Below are 24023 nucleotides of genomic sequence, written 5' to 3'. Positions count from 1 at the left end.
ATGCCGACCACCCGCCGAGGTTTCCTTGCAAGCCTGCTGGCCGCCGGCAGCGTCCCCCATCTTGGCTGGGCCGCGGCCGGCAATCCGCATTTCCTGGCAGCAGCCCGGCAACCCGATGGCCAATTCGCGCTCTACGGATTGACCGATGACGCCGAAGTTGCGTTCCGCATCCCCCTGCCCGCCCGCGGACATGCCGGGGCCGGACATCCGCACCGGGCCGAGGCCGTCGCCTTCGCCCGCCGGCCCGGCAGCTTCGCCCTGGTGATCGACTGCGCGCGCGGCATTGTCGTGCACCGGCTGACCCCGCCCGAGAGGCGCCAGTTCAATGGCCACGGCGTTTTCGCCGAAGGCGGCGCGCTGCTCTTCACCAGTGAACAAGCCAGCGACACGAGCCAAGGCTACATCGGCATCTGGGACGCCAGCGCGGAATACCATCGCATCGGCGAATTTCCGACCGGCGGCACAGGCCCGCATGACCTGCGCCTCATGCCGGATGGCGCCACTCTGGTGGCCGCCAATGGCGGGATCGCCACCGATCCCACCGACCGGACCAAGCTGAACGTCGACACGATGCGGCCCAATCTAAGCTACCTGTCACTCGATGGCGCGTTGCTCGAACAGGTCGCACTTTCAGACGACCTGCACCAGAATTCGATCCGTCACCTTGCCATTCGCGCCGACGGGCTGGTGGTCTTCGCGATGCAGTGGGAAGGCCTGCCCGACAGCGCCACGCCGCTTCTCGGCCTGCATCGGCGCGGCAGCACTCCGGTCCTCGCGTCCGCCCCGCTTGCGGATGAGTTGGCCATGCAAGGATACGCCGGCAGTATCGCGTTTCGCGGCGACGGGAAGGAAATTGCCATCACCTCGCCGCGGGGCGGCAGGCTGCATCGTTTCACCGACGACGGAGACTTCCGCGGCGCCCTGTCCCGCGCCGATATCTGCGGGCTCGCGACTCGTGGCGCGGGCTATCTCGCCAGCGACGGGCTGGGCGGTCTGATCGGCATCGGCGCGGACGGCCCGCGTGCGCTCGACCGGATCGACTGCGCCTGGGACAACCATATCGTGGCGCTCTGACGCGCGCCTCAGAACATCACTCGCGGCAGCCATGTCGCCAGTGACGGCCAAATCCAGACAACCGCCACACCCACGGCCTGCAACCCGATAAACGGCAGCACCCCGCGATAGATATGGCCCGTCGTGATCTCCGGCGGTGCCGCGCCGCGCAGATAGAACAGCGAAAAGCCGAAAGGCGGGGTCAGGAACGAGGTCTGAAGGTTGATCGCCAGGATGATCCCCAGCCAGATCGGATCGTGCCCTAGCAGGATGAGCGACGGCGTCACCAGCGGCAGCACGATCACCGAGATTTCCACGAAATCCAGGAAGAACCCCATGAAGAAGACGATGATCATCGTCACGATCAGCGCCCCCGTCGCCCCGCCCGGCAGGTTCGCCAGCCAGTAGGCCACCCGGTCCTCTCCGCCCAGCCCGATAAACACCAGTGAAAACATGCCCGCGGCCAGTATCGTGGCAAAGATCATCGCCGTCATGGTCATGGTCGAGGTGACGGCATCATGCGCCACCCGCTCTGCCAGCACGTTGCGCAGCGCGGCCAGCACGCCGATCAGCCCCAGCACCGCCAGCGCAATGTACATCCCGCCCGCCACATACGATCCTGCGCCCAGATCCCCCCGCTGCAACCGCACCGGAAAGACGCCCGCCGCGATCGCCAGCGCGATCAGCGCCACGGCCGAGATCAGGATCAAGCCGCGCATCCGGCCCAGCCGCGCACCGGACATCAAAAGCGCCCCCACGGCGCCCACCGCCGCGGCCTCGGTCGGCGTCGCCAATCCGCCCAGGATCGAGCCTAGAACGGCGAAGATCAGCAGCACGGGCGGCACGATGGCCTCCAGCACTTCGCGCCCGCTCGGCTTGGACATGGTCGCATCCGCCGGCGGCATGTCCTGCGGGCGCAGGGCGCCCCGGACCAGCACGTAGATCAGGTAGAGCGAAACCAGAACAAACCCGGGGATCAATGCGGCGGCAAAGAACTGTCCCACCGACAAGGCCTCGACCGAGAACTTGCCCTGCTCGTACTGCGCCTGCTGATAGGCGTTCGACATCACGTCGGCTAGGATGATCAGCAGGGTCGAGGGCGGAATGATCTGCCCCAAGGTTCCGGCGGTACACACGATCCCCGCCGACACGCTCGGATTGTATCCCGACCGCAGCATCGTCGGCAGCGCGATCATTCCCATCGCCACCACGGTCGCGCCCACGATCCCGGTCGACGCCGCCAAGAGCGCCCCCACCAGGATCACCGAAATGCCCAGGCCCCCGCGCAACGACCCGCAGGCGCGGCCCATCGTGTCCAGAAGTTCCTCGGCGATGCGGCTTTTCTCCAGCAATGCCCCCATCAGCACGAAAAGCGGTATGGCGATCAGCACCTGGTTCGAGATCAGCCCGAACACCCGTTGCCCGAACGCGCCCAACAGCGAGATATCCATCGCGCCCAGACCCCACCCCAGATAGGCGAACAGCACCGCGATCCCGGCGATGCTGAACGCCACCGGAAAGCCCGACAGGATCGCCACCACCAAGGCCGCAAACATCAGAAGGTCGAGATACTCGGTCACGCCGGTTCCTCCCCGGCGACAAGCCGCAGCAGGATCGCGATGGATTGCAGCGCCACCAGAACGCAGAAAACCGGGATCAGGGATTTCAGCAGGAACACCGCCTCGATCCCGCCCACCGAAATGGGCCCTTCAAGAATTTTCCACGAATTACGCACCGATGGCCACGACCAACACAGCAGCGCCGCCATCGAGGGCAGCAGCAAAAACAGGTGCCCGGCCATGTCGATCCACCGCCGCGTGGCGGGGGCGGCCTTGGCATAAAAGATGTCGACCCGCACATGCTTGTCGACCAAGAGGGTATAACCGGCGGCCAGCATGAACAGCGTCGCATGCAGGTACAGCACGCTTTCCTGCACCCAGATCGAATTGACGCCGAAGACATAGCGCCCGATCACGATTCCGAATTGCACCAGCACCATCACCAGCGCGAACCAGCGCACCAGATGCGAGACACCGCGATTGATCGCGTCGATGATCCCTGCAAGTGCCAGCATGACGCGGCCTTCCCTGCCCCTGTTTTCATGACGCGCGAAGCCACCCCCGCGCGCCCGCTTTCTCAGTAGCCCATCACCTCGGCGCGGGCATTCATCTGCCCGTTGTCGGCATAGGTCATGTAGCCACCGACACTGTCGCGATAGGCGACAAAGCTTTCGGTGATCCGCTTGACCAGGTCGTCGCTGTCCTGGCGCAGCTCGTCGATCACTTCTTTGGCCGCCTCGCCCATGGCGTCGATCACTTCCTGCGGGAATTTCTTGACCTGCACGCCGTCTTCCTCGACCAGCTTCTTCAGCGACGCCGCGTGCTTGGTGGTGTATTCGGTCCAGACCGGGTTGTAGAGGCTTTCGCACGCCACCGACACGACCTCTTTCAGATCGTCAGGCAACGCGCCGAACACCTCGGCATTCACGCCGCATTCCTCGGCCGAGGACGGCTCGCCCACGCCGGGCCAGTAATAGTTCTTGGCCACCTGCTGATAGCCCAGCGCGCTGTCGGTCCACGGCCCGATGAATTCGCCCGCATCCAGCGCGCCGGTCTGCAATGCCTGGAACATGTCCGGCCCGCCCATGGCCTCGGCCGCCATGCCCAGCTTCGCGCACATCTCGGACGCAAGGCCGGTGGTGCGGAACTTCAGCCCTTTCAGATCCTCGACCGAGTTGATCTCGTTGCGGAACCAACCGCCCCATTGCGGGCCGGAATTGCCGCACAGGAATGGCTTGATGCCGAACTGGCCGTACATCTCATCGTACAGCTCTTGCCCGCCACCGTGGTACAGCCAGCCCACCTGCTCATCCGCGCGCAGCCCAAAAGGCTGCGAGCCGAACAAAAGGATGCCTTTGGATTTCGACCCCCAGTAGGCCGGAACCGCGTGGTACAATTCTGCCGTGCCTTCGCTGACCGCGTCGAACACGCCGCGCCCGGGCACCAGCTCGCCCGCGGCGAACAGCTTCACCTCGATCCGCCCGCCCGACAGCGTGGTGATCCGGTCGGCCAGCATCTGCGCCGCCACACCGGGGCCAGGCAGGTTCTTGGGCCATGCCGTGACCATCTTCCATTGCTGCACGTCCTGCGCGATGGCCGGGGTGGCCAGCGGCGCGGCGGCAGTGCCCACGGCGGCGGTTGTCAGGAATTTGCGTCTGTCCATAATGTCTCTCCTTGTTGGTCAGTGGGTTATCGTTTGTGTCGAAAGCCTAGGCCTTGCCTTCCAGCCCGTCCTCGGCCGCGTCCGACGCATTCGGAATGCGCATCTCGAAGACGTCCTTGATGCAAGTGTAGTCGTAGTACCCCATACGCGCGATCGGCTGAATTTTCGCAATGTTCAGCTTGCCCTCGGGCGTCAGAACCGCGTCGTCGACATGAATTCGGGCAACCTGCCCAAAAACTACATCGACCCAGCCTGCGTTGCTGTCGCCGCGCAGGCGATGCGTCGAAAGATAGCGGCACTCGAAATGCGCCGGGCTTTCGGCCACGCGCATCCCCGGCGCGTCGATGCAGGCCGCGCGGGTGACACCCGCCGCATCGAACTCCTCCTCTTCCGGCGGCACGGCCATGGCCGAGATGTTGACCGCCTCGCGCAACTCAAATGTCGCCATGTTCCACACGAACCAGCCGGTCTCTTCCGCGTTGATCACCGTGTCCTTGCGCCGCCCGTCGGGGTACTGGTTGGCCGCGAACATCACCATCGGCGGATCGAAGGTCAGGTTCTGCCACTGGCTGTAGGGCGCCAGGTTGTGCACGCCGTCCACGCTGACCGTCGATAGCCAGCCGATAGGCCGCGGCACCGTACAGCTCTTGAAAGGCGAAAACGGCAGCGGGCAGTCTTCCTGTCCGGGAGCGTAGTGCATTCCTCAATTCCCCAGAATACCCGGCAAGCGCAGCCCGTGATCCTTCGCGCAGTCGATCGCGGTCTCATATCCCGCATCCGCATGACGCCACACGCCCGAGGCCGGATCGTTCCACAGCACACGCTCCAGCCGTTTCGCGGCCTCCGGCGTGCCGTCCGCCACGATCACGACACCCGCGTGCTGGCTGAAGCCCATGCCGACGCCGCCGCCGTGATGCAGGCTGACCCAGGTCGCGCCGCTCGCGGTATTCACCAGCGCGTTCAGCAGCGGCCAGTCGCTTACCGCGTCCGAGCCGTCCTTCATCGCTTCCGTCTCGCGGTTCGGGCTGGCCACCGAGCCACTATCGAGGTGGTCGCGCCCGATCACCACGGGTGCCTTCAACTCGCCGCTGGCCACCATCTCGTTGAACTTCAGCCCGGCGCGATGCCGGTCGCCCAACCCGATCCAGCAAATCCGCGCGGGCAACCCCTGAAAGGAAATCCGCTCGCGCGCCATGTCCAGCCACGTGTGCAGCTTCTCGTTCTCGGGAAACAATTCCTTCATCGCCTGGTCGGTCTTGTAGATGTCCTCGGGATCGCCCGACAGCGCACACCAGCGGAACGGCCCAATCCCCTTGCAGAACAAGGGCCGGATGTAGGCGGGCACGAAACCCGGGAAGGCAAAGGCATTCTCCAGCCCCTCCTCCTGCGCGACCTGCCGGATGTTGTTGCCGTAATCCAGCGTCGGCACCCCGTCGTTCCAGAAATCCACCATCGCCTTCACATGCACCTTCATCGACGCGCGCGAGGCTTTTTCGACCGCCTTGGGATCGCTCTCGCGCTTCTCGCGCCACTCGGCCATGCCCCAGCCCCGCGGCAGGTAGCCGTTCACCGGGTCATGCGCGCTGGTCTGGTCGGTCACGATATTAGGCCGCACGCCGCGCTTGTGAATCTCGGGAAAGATATCCGCCGCATTGCCCAGCAGCGCCACCGACTTGGCCTCGCCCGCCTTGGTCCAGCGGTCTATCATCTCCAGCGCCTCGTCGAGGCTGTCCGTCTTCTCATCGACATACCGCGTGCGCAGGCGGAAATCTATGCTGTCCGGGTTGCACTCCACCGCCAGACAGCACGCACCCGCCATCACCGCGGCCAAGGGCTGTGCCCCACCCATGCCGCCCAAGCCGCCGGTCAGTATCCACTTGCCGGTCAGGTCTCCGTCGTAATGCTGACGCCCGGCTTCGGCAAAGGTCTCGTATGTGCCCTGCACGATACCTTGCGACCCGATATAGATCCACGACCCGGCCGTCATCTGGCCGTACATCATCAGGCCCTTCTTATCGAGTTCGTTGAAATGGTCCCAGTTGGCCCAATGCGGCACGATATTGGAATTGGCGATCAGAACGCGCGGCGCGTCCGCATGGGTTTTCACGATGGCCACCGGCTTGCCCGACTGCACCACCAGCGTCTCGTCATCCTCGAGGTCCTTTAGCCCCGCGACGATGCGGTCGAAGTCATCCCAAGTCCGCGCGGCGCGCCCGATTCCACCATAAACCACCAGCTCGTGCGGGTTTTCGGCCACGTCGGGGTGCAGGTTGTTCATGAGCATCCGCATCGCGGCCTCGGCCTGCCAGCTTTTCGCGGTGATCTCGGTGCCGGTGGGCGGGTAGATGTCACGCAGGTTATGGCGGGGATTGGTCATTCGGGCCTCCAACGGATCAGGTCGTCTAGAATGGTTTTCAGATGCGGGCGCAGGCGGTCCGCGCGGTCGGGCGCATAGTCCCAGGGCGGGCTTTCCTGCATGTAGGTGGACTGCGCCAGTTCCATCTGGATCGCGTGCAGGCCCTCGCCGGGCCGCCCGTAATGCCGCGTCGTCCAGCCGCCCTTGAAGCGGCCGTTCAGGATGCTGGAATAGCCATCCGCCGCCTCGCAGGTGCCGACCACCAGCGCCTCGATCTGCGGCGCGCAGGTCCGGCCGGCATCGGTGCCCACGTTGAAGTCAGGCAGAACACCCTCGAACAGAAACGGAATCTCCGACCGGATCGAGTGGCAGTCATAGAGCACCGCAAACCCGTGAATATTCCGCACCCGCTCCAGCTCCGCCGCCAGCGCGGCGTGATAGGGCGCGTGATACGCCTCGCGCCGCCGCGCGATCTCGGCCGCATCCGGCTCGGCGCCCTCGCGCCAAATGGGCTGCCCGTCGAAATCGGTTACAGGGCACAGCGACGTGGTGTTCTGGCCGGGATAAAGGCTCGCGCCCTCCGGGTCGCGGTTCACGTCGATGACATAGCGGTGGATGGTCGTGCGCACCGTGGTCACGTCGCCCACCAACCCGGCATAAAGCCGATGGATATGCCAGTCTGTGTCGGCCAACGCCTGCCCGGTCTCGTTCAATCCTTCGGCCACGTCTTGCGGCACATCCGTTCCCGTATGCGGCAGCCCCAGAACCAGCGGGCTCTGCCCGCGCGTTACTTCGAGAAAACTCACAGCCCGACCTCCACGCCAGTCTCAAATGCCAGCGCATCCTCGCGCACCAGCGTCGCGGCCCTTTCCATGTCCGGCGCCATCATCCGGTCGGTGTCCAGTCGCGGCACCTCCGCCCGGATCGTCGCAATCGCGCGCTGTAAGGCGTCCGACGTCACCAGCGGCGCGCGCGCCTCGACCCCCTGCGCCGCACAGAGCGCCTCGACACCAAGGATCATCGACAGGTTCGCGTTCATCCGGCGCAGCCGCCGTGCACCATGGGCGGCCATGCTGACGTGATCCTCCTGGTTGGCCGAGGTCGGCGTGCTATCGGTCGAGCACGGGTTCGCCAGGTGCTTGTTCTCGCTCATCAGCGCCGCCGTCGTGACCTCGGCGATCATGAAGCCCGAATTCAGCCCCGGCGCGGGCGTCAGAAACGGCGGCAGGTCATGGCTCAGCGCCGGGTCCACCATCAGCGCCACGCGCCGCTGCGCGATGGCCCCGATCTCCGACAGTGCCAGCGGGATCTGGTCGGCGGCGAAGGCCACCGGCTCGGCATGGAAATTCCCGCCCGAGACGATCCCGGCCTCGATCACCAGCGGATTGTCCGTGACGGCATTCGCCTCGATCTCCAGCGTTGTCGCGGCAAAGCGCAGAAGGTCTAGCACCGCCCCTGCCACCTGCGGCTGACACCGAATGCAATACGGGTCCTGCACCCGGCTGTCGCCTTCGCGGTGGCTTTCGCGTATCTCGCTGCCTGCCATCAGGGCCGACATCGCTGTTGCCACGTCGATCTGACCTTTGTGGCCGCGCAAGCTGTGGATCTCGGGCTGCAACGGCTGGGTCGAGCCCATGATGGCGTCCGTCGACAGCGCCGATGTCACGATCGAGGCCCTCAGCGCGCGCACGCCGTCGAACAGCGCCGCCAGCGCGCAGGCGGTCGAGAATTGCGTGCCGTTGATCAGCGCCAGCCCTGCCTTGGGGCCCAGCACCACGGGCGTCAGCCCGACCTTTCCCAGCGCGTCGGCGGCGGGCATCCGAACGCCGTCCAGCAGCGCCTCGCCCTCGCCGATCATCGCGGCGGCCATATGCGCCAGCGGCGCAAGATCGCCCGACGCGCCCACCGAGCCTTGTGACGGGATCACCGGCACCACGTCTTTCGCCAGCATCCCCTCGATCAGCGCGCAGATCTCCCATCGCACGCCCGAAGCACCCCGCCCCAGCGACAAGAGCTTCAGCGCCATCATCAGGCGCGCGGTCTCGGGCTCGATCATTTCGCCCACGCCGCAGCAATGACTGAGGATCAGGTTGCGCTGCAACGTCTCCACATCCTCGGGCGGAATGCGCACCGAAGCCAGCTTGCCAAAGCCCGTATTCACCCCGTAAACCGGCACGTCCCCACGCGCCGCCGCAGCGACCTGCCCAGCCGCAGCCTGGATCCCCGGACGCGCCTCCGGCGTCAGCACCGCCGCCATACCGTCGCGCCACAGCCGCTCCAGCGTCTCCAGCCGGGTCTCTCCCGGCACCAGCGTCAGGGTCATGCCCGCCCTCCGAAGATCCGTTTATGCAGCGGGTTCACCCCGATGCGATAGCTCAGCTCCGCCGGCTCCTCGACATCCCAGATGGCCAGGTCCGCCCGCATCCCCGGCGCAATCTCGCCCCGGTCATAAAGCCCGAGCGCCTGGGCCGCATGGTGCGTCGTGCCCGCCAGTGCCTCGGCCGGTGTCAGGCCAAAGAGCGTGCAAGCCATGTTCATCGCCAGCAGGACGGACCCCATCGGCGACGATCCGGGGTTCCAGTCCGTCGCCACCGCCATCGGCACGCCGTGCGCGCGGAACGCCGCAACCGGCGGTTTCTGCGTCTCGTGCAGCGTGTAGAACGCCCCGGGCAACAGCACCGCCACGCTGCCCGCTTCGGCCAACGCCTTGGCGTCGGCCTCATTCGCATATTCCACATGATCCGCCGACAGCGCGCCGCGCTCCGCCGCAAGCTTTGTCCCGCCGATATTGCTCAGCTGCTCGGCATGCAGCTTGACCGGCAGGCCCAGCGCCGCGGCCTTGTCGAATACCCGCGCGATCTGGGCAGCGTCGAACGCGATCCCCTCGCAAAAGCCGTCCACCGCATCGACCAGCCCCTCGGCATGGGCCGCCTCCAGCGCGGGCAGGCAGACCTCGTCGATATAGGTGTCCGCATCCGCGCCCTTGGGCACCGCGTGCGCACCCAAAAACGAGGTCACCACCCGTACCGGACGCGCCTCGCCCACCGCGCGCGCCACCCGCAACATCTTCAGTTCCGTTTCGATATCAAGGCCATAACCCGACTTGATCTCGATCGTCGTGACCCCTTCCGCGATCAGCGCATCCGCGCGGCGCAACGCCTGCGCAAGCAGCAGGCTTTCATCCGCTTCCCGCGTCGCCGTCACGGTTGAAACGATCCCGCCCCCGGCGCGCGCCACCTCTTCATAGCTCGCCCCTTCGAGGCGCATCTCGAACTCCAGCGCGCGATTGCCGCCATGCACAATGTGGGTGTGACAATCGATCAGACCAGGCGTCAGAAGCCGCCCTCCGGCGTCGATCACCTGCGCCTCCGCAGACGTGTCGCCCAGATCCGCCATCGGCCCGACCCAGTCGATCCGCTCGCCCTGCACCCGCAGCGCCGCATCCCGCATCAGGCCGTACCCGCCTTCGGAGCCGTCCATGCAGGCGATGGTGGCATTGGTGATCGTCAGATGATCGGTCATTCTTCCCTCCTTGCCACACGGCCTACGGAACGTTAATATGTAGGTACATATTTTGTCAATGGAGATCGCCCGTGCAGGAAATCCAGTCTCGTCAGACCCTTACTCCAGACGGCTGGGTCAGCGACCTTTGCCTGACTATCGACCAGGGGCGCATCACGCGAATCTCCCGCACGCCGTCGCCCGGCGCGCACACCGTCGACCTGTTGCTGCCCGCGCCGGTCAACCTGCACAGCCATGCATTCCAGCGCGCCATGGCCGGGCTGACCGAAATCCGAGGCCCCGACCCGAACGACAGTTTCTGGACCTGGCGCAAGCTGATGTACCGCTTTCTCGACCGGCTGACACCGGACCACGTGCAGGCCATCGCCGAACTGGTGTTCATGGAGATGCTCGAGGCCGGCTACGGCGCGGTGGCCGAGTTTCACTACCTGCACCACGATATCGGCGGCATACCCTATGCCGAGTTGGCCGAAATGGCCGGGCGTATCACCACGGCCGCGACGAATACCGGCATCGGCCTCACCCTGCTGCCGGTGCACTACATGCAAGGCGGCTGCGACGGGCGCGCGCTGGAAGGCGGCCAGCGCCGGTTCGGCAGCGACCCGGAGCTGTTCGCCCGCCTGCACGTCGATAGCGCGAGGCTCATTGCCGAAGCCCCGGACGACTTTGCCATCGGCATCGCGCCCCATTCCCTCCGTGCCGTGCCACCTGGCGCGCTGGCCGAAGCCCGCCAAATCTGTCCCCGAGGCCCCATCCATATGCACCTCGCCGAGCAGGTCGCGGAGGTTCAGGAGGTCGAGGCCCACCTCGGCGCCCGCCCTGTCGAGTGGCTTCTGGACAATGCCGATGTGACGGCGGACTGGTGCCTGATCCACTGCACGCAGATGACGGACGCCGAGACCCGTGCGCTGGCCGGCACGGGCGCTGTCGCCGGCCTCTGCCCGATCACGGAATCGAGCCTGGGCGACGGTATTTTCAACGGGATCAGCTACCGCGACGCCGGGGGCCGCTTCGGCGTCGGCTCGGATTCCAATATCCACATCGCGCTCTGGGAAGAGCTGGCCACGCTCGACTACTCCCAGCGCCTGCGCGACCGCAGCCGCGCGGCGATGGCAACGGCGGACTGCTCAACGGGCCGGGTGCTCTTTGACGCCGCGGCGCAGGCCGGAGCACAGGCCGCGGGCCGAGCTTCGGGGCAGATTGCCGAAGGTCGGCTTGCCGATCTCATCGCCGTATCCACCGACAACGAGTTCCTGTGCAATCGCTCCGGCGACACCGCGCTCGACAGTCTTATCTTCACGGGCCGAGGCCGCAGTTGCGTCACCGATGTCTGGAGCGCGGGGCGCCACATGGTCCAAAACGGTCGCCACGTCGCGCGTGACCGGATCACCAACGCGTTCCTGGCTGTCACCGCGCAACTGGGACAGGCGATATGACCGCGCCGCCTCGCCTGTCGTGGAGAGATGTCCGCGACCGGATCCACGACCAGATCCTGACTGGGCAATACGGCCCCGGCGATCGCCTGCCGCGGGATGCCGACATTGCCGAAGACCTGAATTGCGCGCGCTCCACCGTACAGCGCGCCATGCAGGATCTTTCCGACAGCGGTCTGGTGGAGCGTCGGCGCAAGGGCGGAACACGGGTGCGGCCCGACCCGGTCACCCGCGCCACGCTCGACATCCCGATCACCCGCCGCGAGGTGGAACAGCGCGGCGGGCGCTATGGCTATCACCTGATCCGCCGCAGTGAAGCCAATGCGCCACGCGCGGTGCTCTCGGCCTTCGAACTCGACACGCCGCGCCCCATGGTGCGCGTCGAGGCCCTGCACCTGTCCGACAGCCGGCCCTACATCCTCGAAGACCGCTGGATCTGCCCCCGGACCTCGCCCGAAATTCGCGATCTCGATTTCACCGAGCAGAGCGCGAACGAGTGGCTTGTCCACAACAAGCCCTATACAAGGCTCGATCTGCGCTTTTATGCCATCTCGGCCGGCGAGGAGATCGCCGGCCTTCTCGAGACACCTGTCGGGGCCGCTCTTATGGTGATCGAACGCACGACCTGGATCGACGGCGCGCCCATCACCACGGTCAAGGCGATCACCCGGCCCGGCTATCAGATCCAGACCGGCAGTTGAGGCCTAAAGACACTCCGCCAGGGTCGTCGCAAGATTGCGCAGCAGCTGCGGGTAAAGCGCGCGTCCCGGCTCCAGGTCCGAGCCAAGCGGATCCAACACATCCGTCCGCGCTTGCGCATCCTCCATCACCGCGTCGACAATTCCGGGGGCGAACTGGGGTTCCGAAAGCACGCAGGTCACACCCTCATCACGCACCCGTGCCTGAATTTCGGCAATCCGCGCCGGGCTGGGGTCGGCCGCGTCCGAGACCGAGATCGCCCCGGCAGCAGGCATGTTCAAGGCATCCTCGAAATACTGGTAGGCATCGTGGAACACGATGAAATTGCCGCCGCGCACCGGCTCGAGGATCGCGTCGAGCTCGGATTTCAACGCGGCAATTTCGTCGACACCGGCGGCGGCGTTTTCGCGATAGGCCTCGGCGTTCGCGGGGTCGGCCTCCGATAGCGTGGCAGCGATTGCGGTCAGCCACGTGGCGGCATTGTCGGGCGACAGCCACGCATGCGGGTCCAGCCCGCCATGGCCGTGATCGTGCGCGGCGTGGCCATCCTCGCTTTCGCCGTGCTCGGCGCCTGTCTCGTGGTCGTGCTCATGATCGTGGTCGTGCTCATGCTCCGACTCCGCGTGAGCATGTTTCTCCTCATCACCTTCGTGATCGGCATGGTCGTCGTCATGCGCATGGTCATCGTGCCCGCGCGACCCATGAGCATGGTCATGCGCTTCGAACAAGGCACTTTCACGGACCGGCAGGGTTACCGTGCCATCGACCTGCAACAACTCGACCACATCGGCCTGTCCTGCCAGCGTGTCCAGCGCATCCTCCAGCCAGGGCGTAAGGTCAGGCCCGAGCCAGAAAACCACGTCGGCCTCCTGCAACGCCCCCGCGTCGGAAGGTCGCAAGCTGTATTCGTGCGGGCTTGCCCCCGGCGCCACGATCAACGCGGGCTGGCCCACGCCGTCCATGACGCGGGCAACCAGCGAATGGATCGGCGCGATATCCACGGCGACTTGTGGCGTTTCGGCACCGGCAGTGCCTGCAACGAACGCCATCGTGGCGGACAGGGAAAGAAGGGTTCTGGACATCACGGCCTCTTGTAATTACATAACATTGCATGTCGCATATACAAAACGTTATAATATGACAAGTACCGACAAATCAGGGCCCGCTGGCCCGAGCGAACCGCTCGGTTTCGAGACGCACGATCATGCCAATTGCATCTCTGCCGCGATCTCCGAGGCCGAGGCGCATTGCGCCCGTGAAGGGCTGCGCTTTACGCCCGTGCGCCGCAAGGCACTGGAAATCCTGCTGCAGGAGCACCGTGCGCTTGGCGCCTATGACATGCTCGACCGCCTGCGCGAGGCCGGATTCGGCTCCCAGCCCCCGGTGGCCTATCGCGCGCTCGAATTCCTCGTCGCCAACGGGTTCGCGCACAAGATCGAACGGCTGAACGCGTTCGTGGCCTGCTCTCACCCCGGCGCCAACCACTCGCCCGCCTTCATGATCTGCCGCCAATGCGACTCGGTGGCAGAGGCGCAGGCGACACCCGCCAGCGGCGAATTGGGCGAGACGGCCCGCGCGGCCGGGTTCCGGATCGAAAGAACCGTGGTCGAGGCCGAGGGCCTGTGCCCCGCCTGCTCCGACAAGGCCGACACATGAGCCTCGTCTCCGTCGAGAATATCAGCGTCGGCTACGGCGCCGTCCGGGTGTTGCGCGATGTCTCGCTTTCCGTCGAACCGGGCGAGATCATCACGATCGTGGGGCCGAACGGATCGGGCAAGACCACGCTTTTGCGCGCGCTCATCGGCGCCGTTGCGCCCCTGTCCGGCAAGATCGTGCGCAGCGCCGGCCTGCGTATCGGCTATGTGCCGCAGAAACTCCACATCGACCCAACGCTGCCGCTGACCGTGAAACGGTTTTTGCGGCTGCCTTCCGGCGCGTCCCGGGCCGCGATCGAGCAGGCACTGGACCGATCCGGGGTCCCGGATCTTTCGGACCGGCAGATGGCCGGCCTCTCCGGCGGCCAGATGCAGCGCGTCCTGCTGGCCCGGGCGCTGATCGGACGTCCGAACCTTCTGCTGCTCGATGAAGCGACCCAAGGGCTCGACCAGCCCGGCTCTGCCGCGTTCTACCGCCAGATCGAGGACGTGCGCCGCGAGACCGGCTGTGCCATCGTGATGATCAGTCACGAACTGCACGTCGTCATGAGCGCCTCGGACCGCGTAATCTGCCTCAACGGGCACGTTTGCTGCCAGGGCACGCCCGAAACCGTCTCGGCCGCCCCCGAATACCAGGCCCTGTTCGGGTCGGGCACCGGCGGCGCGCTGGCGCTTTACCGGCACGATCATGACCACGCCCATGACGAGACCTGCGCGCACGACCATCCGTCGAACAGCACCGAGACCGAGGCCGCCGAATAATGCTCGATGATTTCATGACCCGCGCCGCACTGGCCGGTATCGGTGTCGCCTGCGCGGCAGCCCCGCTCGGCAGTTTCGTCGTGTGGCGGCGGATGGCCTATTTCGGTGACGCCACTGCCCACGCGGCAATCCTCGGTGTGGCGCTGTCTCTTGCGCTGCAGATCTCGGTCTTCGCGGGCGCCGTGGCCGTTTCGCTTGCCATGGCGTTGACCGTCACCGGGCTGTCGGGACGGGGCTATGCCATGGACACGCTTCTTGGTGTGCTGGCGCATTCTGCCTTGGCTTTCGGGCTGGTGGCGGTGTCGTTTCTGTCCGGGATACGTATCGACCTGATGGCCTATCTGTTCGGCGACATCCTAGCGGTGTCCCGTGGCGACCTGATCGTGATCTGGGGCGGCGCCGCGCTGGTGGTGGCGTTGATCGGCTGGCGCTGGTCCGCCCTTCTGGCCTCGACGCTCAGCGACGAACTGGCCTATGCCAGCGGCATCGACCCCCGGCGCGAACGGCTGATCCTCACGCTGGCGCTTGCCATCACCGTCGCCGTGGCGATCAAGGTCGTCGGCGCGCTTCTGATTGCGGCAATGCTGATCATTCCCGCAGCCGCCGCACGACCCCTGTCGCGCAGCCCCGAAGAGATGGCGGTTGCCGCTGCCGCCATCGGCGCGGTCTCGGCGGTCGCGGGCCTGCAATCTGCGTATCTGCTAGACACCCCGACGGGTCCTTCCATCGTCTGCGTCGCCGCTGTTCTCTTCGTGGTGACCAGCGCGCTGCGCGGTGTACGCGGCTGAACGTGCGAGGGGCCGACCGTCTAAAGCGCGGGGGCGTAACGGACGCGGTGGCACAACGTGGACGGGTCCTCGAGGATCGCGCCGTAATCCTGGGCAATCTGATCGAAAGGTGACTCGCCCGACACCAGGACATCCAGCGCCGGGTCCGCAAGAAGATCCAACGCCTTTTCCAGCCGCCTGCGATAACTCCACCTGACGCGCCTGTCCGCGGGCACCTGTCCGACCTGGCTACTGACGATCTGAAGACGGCGCTGATGGAACGCACCCCCCAGGGGCACCTCGGGCGTCTTGGTGCCGAACCAGCTTGCCTCGACAACTCGTGCCTCCATGCCCGCCAGCGCAATGGCCGTTGCCAGACCCTCCGCCGTCGCCGACGCGTGGATGACCACGTCCCTGTCGCCTGCCGCCTCTGCCGGCTGCGAGAAACCGCAGCCCATCGCGTCGGCCAGTGCCGCCTTGCGCGGATCGACATCCACCATCGTCACCTCGGTTCCCGGGATCCGCGCGCAGACATAACCCGTCAACAGACCCACCACGCCGGCACCGATCACGCTGACCCTGTCGCCCGGCGCCACACGGGCGTCCCACGTGATGTTTAGCGCCGTTTCCATGTTGGCGGCAAGCACCGCGCGCGCCGCCGGCACCGTGTCGGGCACCGGGCACGCGGCCTCGGACGGCACGGCGAACTGCGTCTGGTGCGGATGCAGCACGAAAACGGTCTCGCCCGCCCGTTCGCCCCCCTGCACGGTACCCACCGCGGCATACCCGTATTTCACCGGAAAGCTGAACCCACCCTGCTGAAACGGGGCTCGCATGGTTTCGTGCTCGCTGGCCGGTACACCCCCGCTCCAGACAAGCCGCTCGGTGCCGCGGCTGATCCCGCTGAAGAGGGTCTCGATCACAACATCCTCCGGTCCCGCACGGACATCGACCGCCCGCAGCTCGACCGTCTGCCTGTCCACGATCCACAATGCCCGGGCGTCGTCAGTACTCAAAGTGCGTGCCCGGATTTCAGCGCTTTCACAGATAGATAGCCGCTGTTGTGAATGTTTTTTCCGACCCGCAGCGGCAGTTGCTCCACGACCTCGATCCCCTGTGCCCGGAAGGTCCGCACCTTGGCCGGATTGTTGGTCAAAAGACGCACCTTCCCGACGCCAAGCTGCCGCAGGATGACAGCGGCCACGCGGAAATCGCGCTCGTCGTCCTCAAACCCCAGCGTATGATTGGCATCCACGGTATCGAGGCCCTGCGCCTGCAAATCATAGACCCGCATCTTGTTGGCCAGTCCGATTCCGCGCCCTTCCTGATTGAGGTAGAGCAGAAGGCCGGCGCCTTCCTCGCCCATCCGCAGCATCGCGGCGCGCAGCTGCGGCCCGCAATCGCATTTCAGACTGCCCAGCACGTCCCCCGTAAAGCAGGCCGAGTGCAGTCGGGCCAGCACCGGCCCCGCCGGATCCGGCGTTCCGATTTCGAACGCGTAATGCTCGGTCCGCCCGTCCGGGTCGCGAAAAACGTGCAACCGGCCTGCGTCATGCGCCTCGACCGGCAGGCCGGCCGCCGCGACGTGCGACAGCACCGGCGCCTTTTCCAGATGTCCGAGCGTCTCTGCCACGTCCACGTGCGTCATGGCCAGCTCCACGGGCAAATCGGCGGTCCGCGCCACGTCGAACACCAACGCCGCCGGCAGCAGCTCTGCCGATTTCACCAGGCTCAGCGCCACGCCATGCAGGCGCGACTCCTCCGATCGCACGCGATGCAGCGGTGCGACAGGCCCCGCCGCCGCATCTTGTCCGGCATCCGCCAGGCGCATGAACCAGCCGATATCGGCCTGTTTCGGCGGGTGGATACGCACCGGGCCATCGGTCACATCGGCGCTTTGCACAGGTGCCATGGCCGCGCGCGCCCGGTTCCCGGTCAGGACAAGCTCGGGCACGCCGAACATCTCGCGCAGCGCATCCAGACGCTCTTGGGTCAGCGGTTCGATCGCCACCACGACCGCCCGCGCCCCCGCGTCGGCCACAAGGCATGGCAGACCAAGGCGCAGATCGGCGCTCATCCGGCTCAGGCGTTCCGCGATACTGGGTCGAAGACTTTCAGGTACTGGCGACATGGAACACACTCTCAGATTATCAGGGGCGGATAGGGACATTCGAAAAACAATTTCAGTGCCGCAAAGCCGGGCGGTCGCTCAGGCGATGCGGCCACAGCATTTCGGCAGGCGGCTCGGGCACCAGCGCACAGTCGAAAAGAACGTCGGAGCCAAGGCTGTAAACCTCGGTCTTGGGGCGCAACGCCTCGGCCAAGCAGGGCACCGGCGAGGTCTTGAGGCCCGCGGGCCCTGCCCCGATCAGCAGCGGAGCCACGGCCACGTGCAGCCGGGTCAGCAGACCGGCCTCGAGGAACTGCGCGATCGTGATCCCCCCGCCCTCGACCAGAACATGGTAAAGGCCCAGGCCGCGCAGGGCCGCCAGGATCTGCGCCGGCGATATCCAGGCGCCGCGCGGCAGACGGATCACCTCGACGTCGGCGGGACGCGGCGTGTCCACCGCCTGGATGACGATGCGCCGCGCGCTCGTGTCCGTCAGCAAGCCGGCGTCATTGGGCAGCCGTCCGTTCGGGTCGATCACCACGCGGGCCGGATTGCGCCCCTTGGCCAGCCTGACGGTCAGGCGCGGATTGTCGTGCAGCGCGGTCTTCACGCCGATCACCACCGCATCCGCCAGCGCCCGAAGGCGATGCAGATGCGCCAGCCCGTCCTTGCCGGAAATATCCTGCGCATCACCCGACTCGGTCGCGACGCGCCCGTCCAGCGACTGGCCGATCTGTGCCACCACGCTTTGGCCGCTCAATGTCCGCGTCAGCCCCCCGTAAAGCGTCAATGCGGCGCGCTCGCCGGAACTCCAGTCGCCGCAGCACAAGCACGCTTCGTCGTTCCGCGCGGCGAGGATACGGGCCCAGACCCTTGGTGTGACATCCAGTGCGTCCATGCTCATCTCCGGGGTTCCCGCAATGTCTCCGCAGGCGGTCCATCCGGGATCGCCAACAGGTCGCGGTGCCCTACCACGAGGGCTGTGTGATTGACTGTTCTGCGTCTCGCTTCGGCCCAGCTTTCGGCCTGCGTTTCCCCGGCCTCGGCGGCCGCAACCGCGACGCCGGCCACGAACTCTGCCTGCAAGGCCGCATCGTCCGGGCCAAGATGCCACGCGCTGTCCGCAAGCCTGACTTCGAAACCGTTTGCCTCAAAGGCCTGCGCCGTCTGCACGGCGGCGTCCGGCCCCATCGCGACCTGCCCCCCCTTGGCGCCGCGCTGATGCCGGTTGAACGCTTGCACGATGTCGGAATCCGCCGGCAAGCCCGGGTCCCACTCCATTCGGCCATCGAAGCTGAGTGCCGCGTAAAACGGGATGGATGCCGCCGCCAACCGTTTCGCCAACGCGTCCGCCCAAGCGGCGCTCATCAGGTCCAGAAGCGCGGACGTGGTGACAAACCCCGCATCCTCGAGCGGAAGCGCCTGCACATTCTCCACGCTGCACATCGCGCAGTCGGCCGCCGGATGCCGCGCCTTGGCCACCTGCAAGTGGCTTTCATCCGTGTCCAGAAAGCGCCAACTCATCGTCTCGAACCCTGCGGCGGCAAACGCGCGTGCCGTCGATCCGGTGCCGCTGCCAAGATCCACAACCCGCGTTCCGGGCGCCATCAATGACACGGCCTCGCGCAGCAATTCGGGGGCCCGCGCCGCGTGGTCCGCCGGTTCGCGCAGGCTCAGCCAGTCGGGCTGGAATTGCGTGTCAGATATCCGATTCATACCACCCACGCGCCACGTGACTTTCATGAAGCTGGACCCGGATGCGCCTGACACGTCCGTCATCGCCCAGGCCCTTCGATTTGACCGTATCCCGAAGCTGCGTCCATATGTGGTGACACAGGAACTCGGTCGTGGTGATCTTGCCTTCGAATTCCGGCTTGTCGTCGAGATTGCCGTATTTCAGCGGCTCCAGCGCCGCGTTCAGGGCTTCGGTCGCAAGGCCGATGTCGACCACCAGGCCATTCGGGTCCAGGTCCTCTGTATAGAACGCTGCGTCGACGACGAAGGTCGCGCCGTGCAGGCCTTGGGCCGGGCCGAAGACGGGGGATGGCAAGGAATGTGCGATCATGATGTGATCGCGGACTTCAACTGCAAACATGGAACTTCCATTTTTCGGGGTGATGCGGAACGAGCGCCGCGCATTTTCGAAAGAGTAACAGGCTCATGACCCAATCCGTTCCAGAACGTCCGCGAAAACACGCGCCGTATGTGTCCAGTCGGGCAGCGACGCCGCCCGGTCTCGCGCGGCGCAGGCATAGCTTCGGGCGGTTTCCGGCGATGTCAGCAAGGTTCTGATGGCCTCAGCCAGTGCCAGGGGCTCGTCCGGCTCCACCAGCAGCGCCGCCTCGCCTACGGTTTCGGGAACCGCGCCCACACGGGTCGAGACGACCGGCAAACCGTTCTGCATCGCCTCGCTCAACACCATGCCGTAGCCCTCGTAGCGGGTCGCAAGGGCAAACACGCTTGCGCGGCCATAGGCGCGTCGCAACGCGTCTTCGCTCACCTCCCCGGCGAACCGCACGCGATCCGAAAGCCCAAGCGCCGCCGCTTCGGCGCGCAGCTTCTCGGCGGTCTCGGGCTCATGCGCCTTGCCGACGATTTCTGCCTGCCAGTCCAGGTCGGTCAGCTGGGCGAGCGCTTTGAGAAGAACATCATGCCCTTTCCTCGGCGTCAGAAGACCCACCGAAAGGATCAACGGTGGCATCGCCTTGGCCGGCTCCGGCCGGGTGTCCTCGTCCAGTTGCTCGAACCCCGGCGGCGCCACGGTCAAGCGGTCCCGCGCGACCCCAAGCTCCCGCTCCACGGTGTCCGCGATGTGCTGGCTCGGCACGATCACATGTGCCACGTGACACAGCACCTCCGCCTCGTTGTCCAGAAGGCGTCGGGCGCGGTCTGCGGGCAGACCGCTTTCCAGACCCAGCGGGTGATGCACCATCCCGACGATCGGCGCGGCGACACGGCACAGTCCTGCCGGATCCAATGCGCCCAGCGCCAGCCCGTCCACAATTATCGGACAAGAGCGCGGGATCGCCGCCAGGGCATCGAACGTCTTCTGCATGTCCATGGAAGATGGGTCAGGAAAGCTGTCCGGCAACTGCACATGCGCGGTATCATGCCCCAAAGCGTTCAACCGACGCAGCACGGTCGCGTCATAGATGTACCCTCCGGTGCGCTGCTCCTTGTCTCCGGGAATGGCGAAAACGGCGCGGGTCATTGCGATGCGGCCTCCCCTGCCGCGGATGCGCTCGCACTCGGCGCCCAAAGAAGTACCAGCGCCGGCAAGGTCGCGATCAGCATCATCGCGCCATAGCAGATGCCCATGGCCACTCCCGCATCGGACGTGAGGCCGATCAGCGGGAACAGCGCCGCCGCTGCCCCTTCGCGCCATCCCCAGCCGGCAATCGAAAGCGGCACAAGCATCGCGCAGAAGACCAGCGGCAGAACCGTCAACAGGCCGGCGGCCGGTATGACCGACCCGGTGGCCCGCGCGCAGGCGTAGAGTGCAAAAACCAACAGCCCCGCGCCGAAAAATGCATGCAGAACGATCCTGCGGTGCCCGAGCAGCCGCCGGATCAGCCCCGGAAACGACCTGGTTGCGGGAAATTGCCGTGCCACCCACAGGGCCACGCCGCACAAAAGAGGCATGATCAGCAAAAGGGTCCAGACACCGCCCGGCCAAACCGTGCCGCCCGGCACGATCACGGCACCGACCAGACCAAGGCTCAGCAGGGTGAACATTGCCACCTGCCCCATCAGTCGCTCGGCGGCAACCGACTGTCCGGCACGCGCCCAATCGGCTTGACGGCGTACCCGCACAGCACGGCCCACATCTCCCAGAACGCCGCCGGGCAGGACCGAATTGATCAACTGCGCCAGGTAATACTCCCGCAACGCGACGCCAAATCCGATCCGGATATCCAGCGCGCGCGCGGTCAGTTGCCAGCGGCGGGCCATGGAAACGGTCGCAAGCGTCAAGGCCCCGAGACTTGCCGCCAGCCATGTCCAATCCGCCTTGGCCAGGCGTCCGGCCACTTCTTCCGTGTCCGTCCACCATAGCATCGCCGCCATCAATCCCGCCGACGCCAGCAGTTTCAGTGCCCAGGCCCTCATTCCCTGACACCTGCAATCTGTTCCATCGACGTGAACGCCCGGATGAAATCGTCGCGAAAGCTGTCCATCCGGCGCACCGGCACGGCGGCGGACGGGATCAGGCCATCGCTCCAGCCCCACGCCTCGACGAACCCCAAGACCTCCGGCGGCGCGATCATGTGTACCGGCACGTCCTTGTTGTCGCTGCCCGCCACGAACCCCGCCGCTTGATGGTCGCCGGCGACAATGACCAGCGGTGCGGCCTCCCCCAGACGCGCCACGTGGGAAAAGACCGCCTGCAGCGCGTAATCCACCGATCTTCGATACGCATCGCGCACCGCGTCGCGATCCTTCCACAGCTCTCGCGGGGACGGACCCTGCCCCGCCATGTCGCTGAACTCGGACCCGTCGCCGATGGCCTCCCAGGGCAGCATCCGCGGCACCGGCGTCCACGGCGCATGAGACGAAATCAACGCGATCTGCACGAAATCGGGGCGCGGGTCTTCGGCCAGAAGGTCGCCATAGGCGGCCAGCGTGAACTGGTCGGGCATCGTGACCCAGTTGAACGGCGCGCCCTCGTAGGGGATGTCCTCGGCCTCGAAGACAAGGTCGAACCCCATGGCCGCGCTTTCCGGCCAGGCCATCGTGATCGCGGGCATGACCGCGGCGGTGCGATATCCCGCCGCCTGGGCGAAGTGAAACAGCCATTTCTGCCCGCTGGCGATCATCGCGCTGTACCGCGCATTGTCCGACGTCCACAATCCGCTGTGCAGCGCGCCATGGGCAAGCCAGCTCTGACCACCCGCCGTGGGCGAGGTAAGCCAGCCGCTCTTCATCGCCAGACCTGCCTCACGCAGGTCCGCTTCAGCGGCGCGCAGCGTCGCGCTGTGCGTGCCTGCGTACTCCCGATTGTCGAAACTCGCGCGCCCATAGCTCTCGATCCAGATCAACAACACGTCCCGCCCCTGCAGCTGATCGAAAACGCCCGCGATGTCGCGCATCGGATCGTCCTGCGCCGCCCGTTTGAACCGCGCCAGTTCCGCCACGGTTTCCCGCGCATCGCCGATCCGCGCAACGGCAACCCGGGTCGTCCGGGCCGACCCCGGCGGACTTTGAGCGAACGACCAGTAGCCCAGGTGCTGCCCGGTATCGGCGACCGCCCAACCGCTCGTCGCCAGGACTCCAACCAATGCCAGCGCTCTCGCCGGCGCCGGAAGCGCCAGCCGTTGCCATGCCTTCAGACCGCCACGCAACAGCGTGAACAGGACCGCCGTCGCCATGAAAGCGCCCAGAACAAGCAGCACGGTGCGCATCGGCCCTATGCTGTCCCTCAGCAGGCTCAACCCGGCCTCCACCAGAAAGAGGTCCGACACTGGATTGAAGCCACGGTTGTAGGCCGCAAAACTCGCCATATCCGCCAGCTTCAGCGCCGTCACCGCGACCAGCGCCAAGGCTGTCGCCGTGGCCAGGCCACGCACCTGACCCGCCGCCAACATGGCGAACAGCAGAACCGACAACTCGATCGGCCAATAGGCCACGCCCGACAATGACATCTGCCCGGGATGGTTGGGCAACGCCAGCACGCACAGCATCAGCCCCGCCGAGGAGATCAGGATCAGCGCCCGCCTCATTTGCGGTGTCGCACCAACCAGATCGTGTCCACCGCGAATGACATCGCCAGCACGGCCGCTGCCGCCACCGCGATCGGTGTCACGAGGCCCGCCGGCAGCAGGGGAAACACCAACGCAATCAGAGCCGCGATCTGCACCACGCAGATGGTCTTGCGGCGCATCGATTCCGGCAAGTCCGCGCGCAGCGCGGGCCAGAACATACCTGCCAGCACGAAGCCATAGCGCATGAATCCCAAGACCAGGATCTCGGCTCCGGTCTTGCCTGAAATCAGCAACCATAGCGCAAGCAAGGCCCCCAGCGCCGCGTCCGTTTCCATGTCGAACCGGGCTCCGAAGGCAGACTTCAACCGCGAGCGGCGCGCCAGCCAGCCATCGACACCGTCGAGCGCGAGGATCACCAGTGCCAGCCAGAAGACCACCCAGGCCGACACCGCATTCACCTCGAACAACGCGCCGAACAGCACGGAAAGAAGCGCGGCCCGGCCCAGCGTCACGGTATTGCACAGGCCGAAAACCGTGTGGGGATATCCGCCGCGCAAGCCCACCGAGACCAGTCCGACGCAAATCCCGAAGGCCATGATGGACCACAGCGGCGTCGACAACACCGTGCTGGAGAGCACCAAAAGCCCCAGCCCCATCAGCGCCACTGTCGCGGCAAACTCCGCCATCGGCGGACGAACACTTATCCCGGGACCATTCTGTTGTGGGGTTACGTCGACCATGCTTT

24 protein-coding genes are annotated in these 24023 nt (G+C 66.0%); 6 read left to right on the top strand and 18 right to left on the bottom strand.

All coding sequences use genetic code 11. The annotated features are described in order from the left end of the window. Positions 1-1074, top strand: a complete 1074-nt coding sequence (locus FIU89_RS07515; RefSeq protein ID WP_152492025.1) for a DUF1513 domain-containing protein — start codon at positions 1-3, stop codon at positions 1072-1074. A gap of 8 nt (positions 1075-1082) precedes the next feature. Here FIU89_RS07515 and FIU89_RS07510 read toward each other — a convergent pair whose 3' ends face one another. From FIU89_RS07510 to hutI, 8 genes are all read right to left on the bottom strand, one after another. Continuing rightward, a complete protein-coding gene (locus FIU89_RS07510; RefSeq protein WP_172978058.1) occupies positions 1083-2633 on the bottom strand; it encodes a TRAP transporter large permease subunit in 1551 nt (516 codons plus the stop codon). Further along, positions 2630-3127, bottom strand: a complete 498-nt coding sequence (locus FIU89_RS07505; protein ID WP_152492024.1) for a TRAP transporter small permease subunit — start codon at positions 3125-3127, stop codon at positions 2630-2632. The genes FIU89_RS07510 and FIU89_RS07505 overlap by 4 nt, the downstream gene beginning before the upstream one ends. 62 nt (positions 3128-3189) lie before the next feature. After that, positions 3190-4275: a TRAP transporter substrate-binding protein gene (locus tag FIU89_RS07500; RefSeq protein WP_152492023.1), complete on the bottom strand. Its 1086-nt coding sequence runs from the start codon at positions 4273-4275 to the stop codon at positions 3190-3192. A gap of 46 nt (positions 4276-4321) precedes the next feature. Beyond that, positions 4322-4975, bottom strand: coding sequence for a flavin reductase family protein (locus tag FIU89_RS07495; protein WP_152492022.1), 654 nt, complete (start codon positions 4973-4975; stop codon positions 4322-4324). 3 nt (positions 4976-4978) lie between these two features. Further along, positions 4979-6652, bottom strand: coding sequence for a urocanate hydratase (hutU, locus tag FIU89_RS07490; RefSeq protein ID WP_152492021.1), 1674 nt, complete (start codon positions 6650-6652; stop codon positions 4979-4981). Then, entirely contained in the window at positions 6649-7437 is a 789-nt protein-coding gene (gene hutG / locus FIU89_RS07485) for an N-formylglutamate deformylase (protein WP_152492020.1), read from the bottom strand. Before hutG ends, hutU begins: the two co-directional genes overlap by 4 nt. Further along, positions 7434-8954 carry a histidine ammonia-lyase gene (gene hutH, locus FIU89_RS07480; RefSeq protein ID WP_152492019.1) on the bottom strand — a complete coding sequence of 507 codons (1521 nt, stop codon included), beginning with the start codon at positions 8952-8954 and terminating at the stop codon, positions 7434-7436. The genes hutG and hutH overlap by 4 nt, the downstream gene beginning before the upstream one ends. Then, positions 8951-10111, bottom strand: coding sequence for an imidazolonepropionase (gene hutI / locus FIU89_RS07475; protein ID WP_254701864.1), 1161 nt, complete (start codon positions 10109-10111; stop codon positions 8951-8953). Before hutI ends, hutH begins: the two co-directional genes overlap by 4 nt. A gap of 113 nt (positions 10112-10224) precedes the next feature. Between hutI and FIU89_RS07470 the strand changes: the two genes are divergently transcribed. After that, positions 10225-11589 carry a formimidoylglutamate deiminase gene (locus FIU89_RS07470; protein WP_152492017.1) on the top strand — a complete coding sequence of 455 codons (1365 nt, stop codon included), beginning with the start codon at positions 10225-10227 and terminating at the stop codon, positions 11587-11589. Then, the gene (locus FIU89_RS07465) at positions 11586-12287 is read left to right on the top strand and encodes a GntR family transcriptional regulator (protein ID WP_152492016.1); all 702 of its coding nucleotides are present in this window, start codon (positions 11586-11588) and stop codon (positions 12285-12287) included. Before FIU89_RS07470 ends, FIU89_RS07465 begins: the two co-directional genes overlap by 4 nt. A gap of 3 nt (positions 12288-12290) precedes the next feature. Here the strand turns inward: FIU89_RS07465 and FIU89_RS07460 are convergent, their stop codons facing one another. Continuing rightward, positions 12291-13367: a zinc ABC transporter substrate-binding protein gene (locus tag FIU89_RS07460; RefSeq protein ID WP_152492015.1), complete on the bottom strand. Its 1077-nt coding sequence runs from the start codon at positions 13365-13367 to the stop codon at positions 12291-12293. A 55-nt stretch (positions 13368-13422) separates the two neighbouring features. Here FIU89_RS07460 and FIU89_RS07455 point away from each other — a divergent pair, with 55 nt between their 5' ends. Genes FIU89_RS07455 through FIU89_RS07445 form a run of 3 tightly spaced genes read left to right on the top strand, consistent with a single transcriptional unit; the run spans position 13423 to position 15490 of the window. Beyond that, positions 13423-13941, top strand: coding sequence for a transcriptional repressor (locus FIU89_RS07455; protein WP_152492014.1), 519 nt, complete (start codon positions 13423-13425; stop codon positions 13939-13941). Continuing rightward, positions 13938-14702: a zinc ABC transporter ATP-binding protein ZnuC gene (znuC, locus tag FIU89_RS07450; RefSeq protein ID WP_152492013.1), complete on the top strand. Its 765-nt coding sequence runs from the start codon at positions 13938-13940 to the stop codon at positions 14700-14702. Before FIU89_RS07455 ends, znuC begins: the two co-directional genes overlap by 4 nt. Then, complete coding sequence (locus FIU89_RS07445) at positions 14702-15490, top strand: metal ABC transporter permease (protein WP_152492012.1); 789 nt, start codon at positions 14702-14704, stop codon at positions 15488-15490. Before znuC ends, FIU89_RS07445 begins: the two co-directional genes overlap by 1 nt. A gap of 20 nt (positions 15491-15510) precedes the next feature. Here the strand turns inward: FIU89_RS07445 and FIU89_RS07440 are convergent, their stop codons facing one another. The 9 genes from FIU89_RS07440 to FIU89_RS07400 form a co-directional block, all read right to left on the bottom strand. Further along, positions 15511-16485 carry a zinc-binding alcohol dehydrogenase gene (locus FIU89_RS07440; RefSeq protein WP_152492011.1) on the bottom strand — a complete coding sequence of 325 codons (975 nt, stop codon included), beginning with the start codon at positions 16483-16485 and terminating at the stop codon, positions 15511-15513. Then, on the bottom strand, positions 16482-17600 hold the full coding sequence (gene ribA / locus FIU89_RS07435) for a GTP cyclohydrolase II (protein ID WP_152492010.1): 1119 nt from the start codon (positions 17598-17600) through the stop codon (positions 16482-16484). Before ribA ends, FIU89_RS07440 begins: the two co-directional genes overlap by 4 nt. Before the next feature lie 52 nt (positions 17601-17652). Further along, entirely contained in the window at positions 17653-18483 is an 831-nt protein-coding gene (locus tag FIU89_RS07430) for a RibD family protein (RefSeq protein WP_254701820.1), read from the bottom strand. After that, positions 18480-19304 (bottom strand): class I SAM-dependent methyltransferase, encoded by an 825-nt coding sequence (locus FIU89_RS07425; protein WP_216647059.1) that lies wholly within the window; start codon positions 19302-19304, stop codon positions 18480-18482. The genes FIU89_RS07430 and FIU89_RS07425 overlap by 4 nt, the downstream gene beginning before the upstream one ends. Further along, on the bottom strand, positions 19279-19674 hold the full coding sequence (locus FIU89_RS07420; RefSeq protein ID WP_152492007.1) for a 6-carboxytetrahydropterin synthase: 396 nt from the start codon (positions 19672-19674) through the stop codon (positions 19279-19281). The genes FIU89_RS07425 and FIU89_RS07420 overlap by 26 nt, the downstream gene beginning before the upstream one ends. Positions 19675-19737: 63 nt before the next feature. Continuing rightward, positions 19738-20790, bottom strand: coding sequence for a glycosyltransferase family 4 protein (locus tag FIU89_RS07415; RefSeq protein ID WP_152492006.1), 1053 nt, complete (start codon positions 20788-20790; stop codon positions 19738-19740). Further along, positions 20787-21686: a lysylphosphatidylglycerol synthase transmembrane domain-containing protein gene (locus FIU89_RS07410; RefSeq protein ID WP_152492005.1), complete on the bottom strand. Its 900-nt coding sequence runs from the start codon at positions 21684-21686 to the stop codon at positions 20787-20789. The genes FIU89_RS07415 and FIU89_RS07410 overlap by 4 nt, the downstream gene beginning before the upstream one ends. Beyond that, positions 21683-23296, bottom strand: a complete 1614-nt coding sequence (locus tag FIU89_RS07405) for a sulfatase-like hydrolase/transferase (protein WP_152492004.1) — start codon at positions 23294-23296, stop codon at positions 21683-21685. The genes FIU89_RS07410 and FIU89_RS07405 overlap by 4 nt, the downstream gene beginning before the upstream one ends. Next, positions 23293-24018 (bottom strand): CDP-alcohol phosphatidyltransferase family protein, encoded by a 726-nt coding sequence (locus FIU89_RS07400; protein ID WP_254701819.1) that lies wholly within the window; start codon positions 24016-24018, stop codon positions 23293-23295. The genes FIU89_RS07405 and FIU89_RS07400 overlap by 4 nt, the downstream gene beginning before the upstream one ends. Positions 24019-24023: the final 5 nt, after the last annotated feature.

This window comes from Roseovarius sp. THAF27 (assembly GCF_009363655.1).
Classification (GTDB): Bacteria; Pseudomonadota; Alphaproteobacteria; order Rhodobacterales; family Rhodobacteraceae; genus Roseovarius.
The sequence above is the reverse complement of the archived record's forward strand: the minus strand, read 5'-3'. Positions and strand labels throughout refer to the sequence as shown.

Bases quoted from the DNA above. Each gene is read 5' to 3' on its own strand.
- hutI (WP_254701864.1), bottom strand. From the start codon at position 10,111: ATGGACGGCTCCGAAGGCGGGTACGGCCTGATGCGGGATGCGGCGCTG.
- znuC (WP_152492013.1), top strand. From the start codon at position 13,938: ATGAGCCTCGTCTCCGTCGAGAATATCAGCGTCGGCTACGGCGCCGTC.
- hutU (WP_152492021.1), bottom strand. From the start codon at position 6,652: ATGACCAATCCCCGCCATAACCTGCGTGACATCTACCCGCCCACCGGC.
- FIU89_RS07495 (WP_152492022.1), bottom strand. From the start codon at position 4,975: ATGCACTACGCTCCCGGACAGGAAGACTGCCCGCTGCCGTTTTCGCCT.
- FIU89_RS07455 (WP_152492014.1), top strand. From the start codon at position 13,423: ATGACAAGTACCGACAAATCAGGGCCCGCTGGCCCGAGCGAACCGCTC.
- FIU89_RS07460 (WP_152492015.1), bottom strand. From the start codon at position 13,367: ATGTCCAGAACCCTTCTTTCCCTGTCCGCCACGATGGCGTTCGTTGCA.
- FIU89_RS07430 (WP_254701820.1), bottom strand. From the start codon at position 18,483: ATGAGCATGGACGCACTGGATGTCACACCAAGGGTCTGGGCCCGTATC.
- FIU89_RS07515 (WP_152492025.1), top strand. From the start codon at position 1: ATGCCGACCACCCGCCGAGGTTTCCTTGCAAGCCTGCTGGCCGCCGGC.
- ribA (WP_152492010.1), bottom strand. From the start codon at position 17,600: ATGTCGCCAGTACCTGAAAGTCTTCGACCCAGTATCGCGGAACGCCTG.
- FIU89_RS07445 (WP_152492012.1), top strand. From the start codon at position 14,702: ATGCTCGATGATTTCATGACCCGCGCCGCACTGGCCGGTATCGGTGTC.
- FIU89_RS07405 (WP_152492004.1), bottom strand. From the start codon at position 23,296: ATGAGGCGGGCGCTGATCCTGATCTCCTCGGCGGGGCTGATGCTGTGC.
- FIU89_RS07465 (WP_152492016.1), top strand. From the start codon at position 11,586: ATGACCGCGCCGCCTCGCCTGTCGTGGAGAGATGTCCGCGACCGGATC.
- FIU89_RS07505 (WP_152492024.1), bottom strand. From the start codon at position 3,127: ATGCTGGCACTTGCAGGGATCATCGACGCGATCAATCGCGGTGTCTCG.
- FIU89_RS07500 (WP_152492023.1), bottom strand. From the start codon at position 4,275: ATGGACAGACGCAAATTCCTGACAACCGCCGCCGTGGGCACTGCCGCC.
- FIU89_RS07420 (WP_152492007.1), bottom strand. From the start codon at position 19,674: ATGTTTGCAGTTGAAGTCCGCGATCACATCATGATCGCACATTCCTTG.
- FIU89_RS07400 (WP_254701819.1), bottom strand. From the start codon at position 24,018: ATGGTCGACGTAACCCCACAACAGAATGGTCCCGGGATAAGTGTTCGT.
- hutH (WP_152492019.1), bottom strand. From the start codon at position 8,954: ATGACCCTGACGCTGGTGCCGGGAGAGACCCGGCTGGAGACGCTGGAG.
- FIU89_RS07415 (WP_152492006.1), bottom strand. From the start codon at position 20,790: ATGACCCGCGCCGTTTTCGCCATTCCCGGAGACAAGGAGCAGCGCACC.
- FIU89_RS07410 (WP_152492005.1), bottom strand. From the start codon at position 21,686: ATGAGGGCCTGGGCACTGAAACTGCTGGCGTCGGCGGGATTGATGGCG.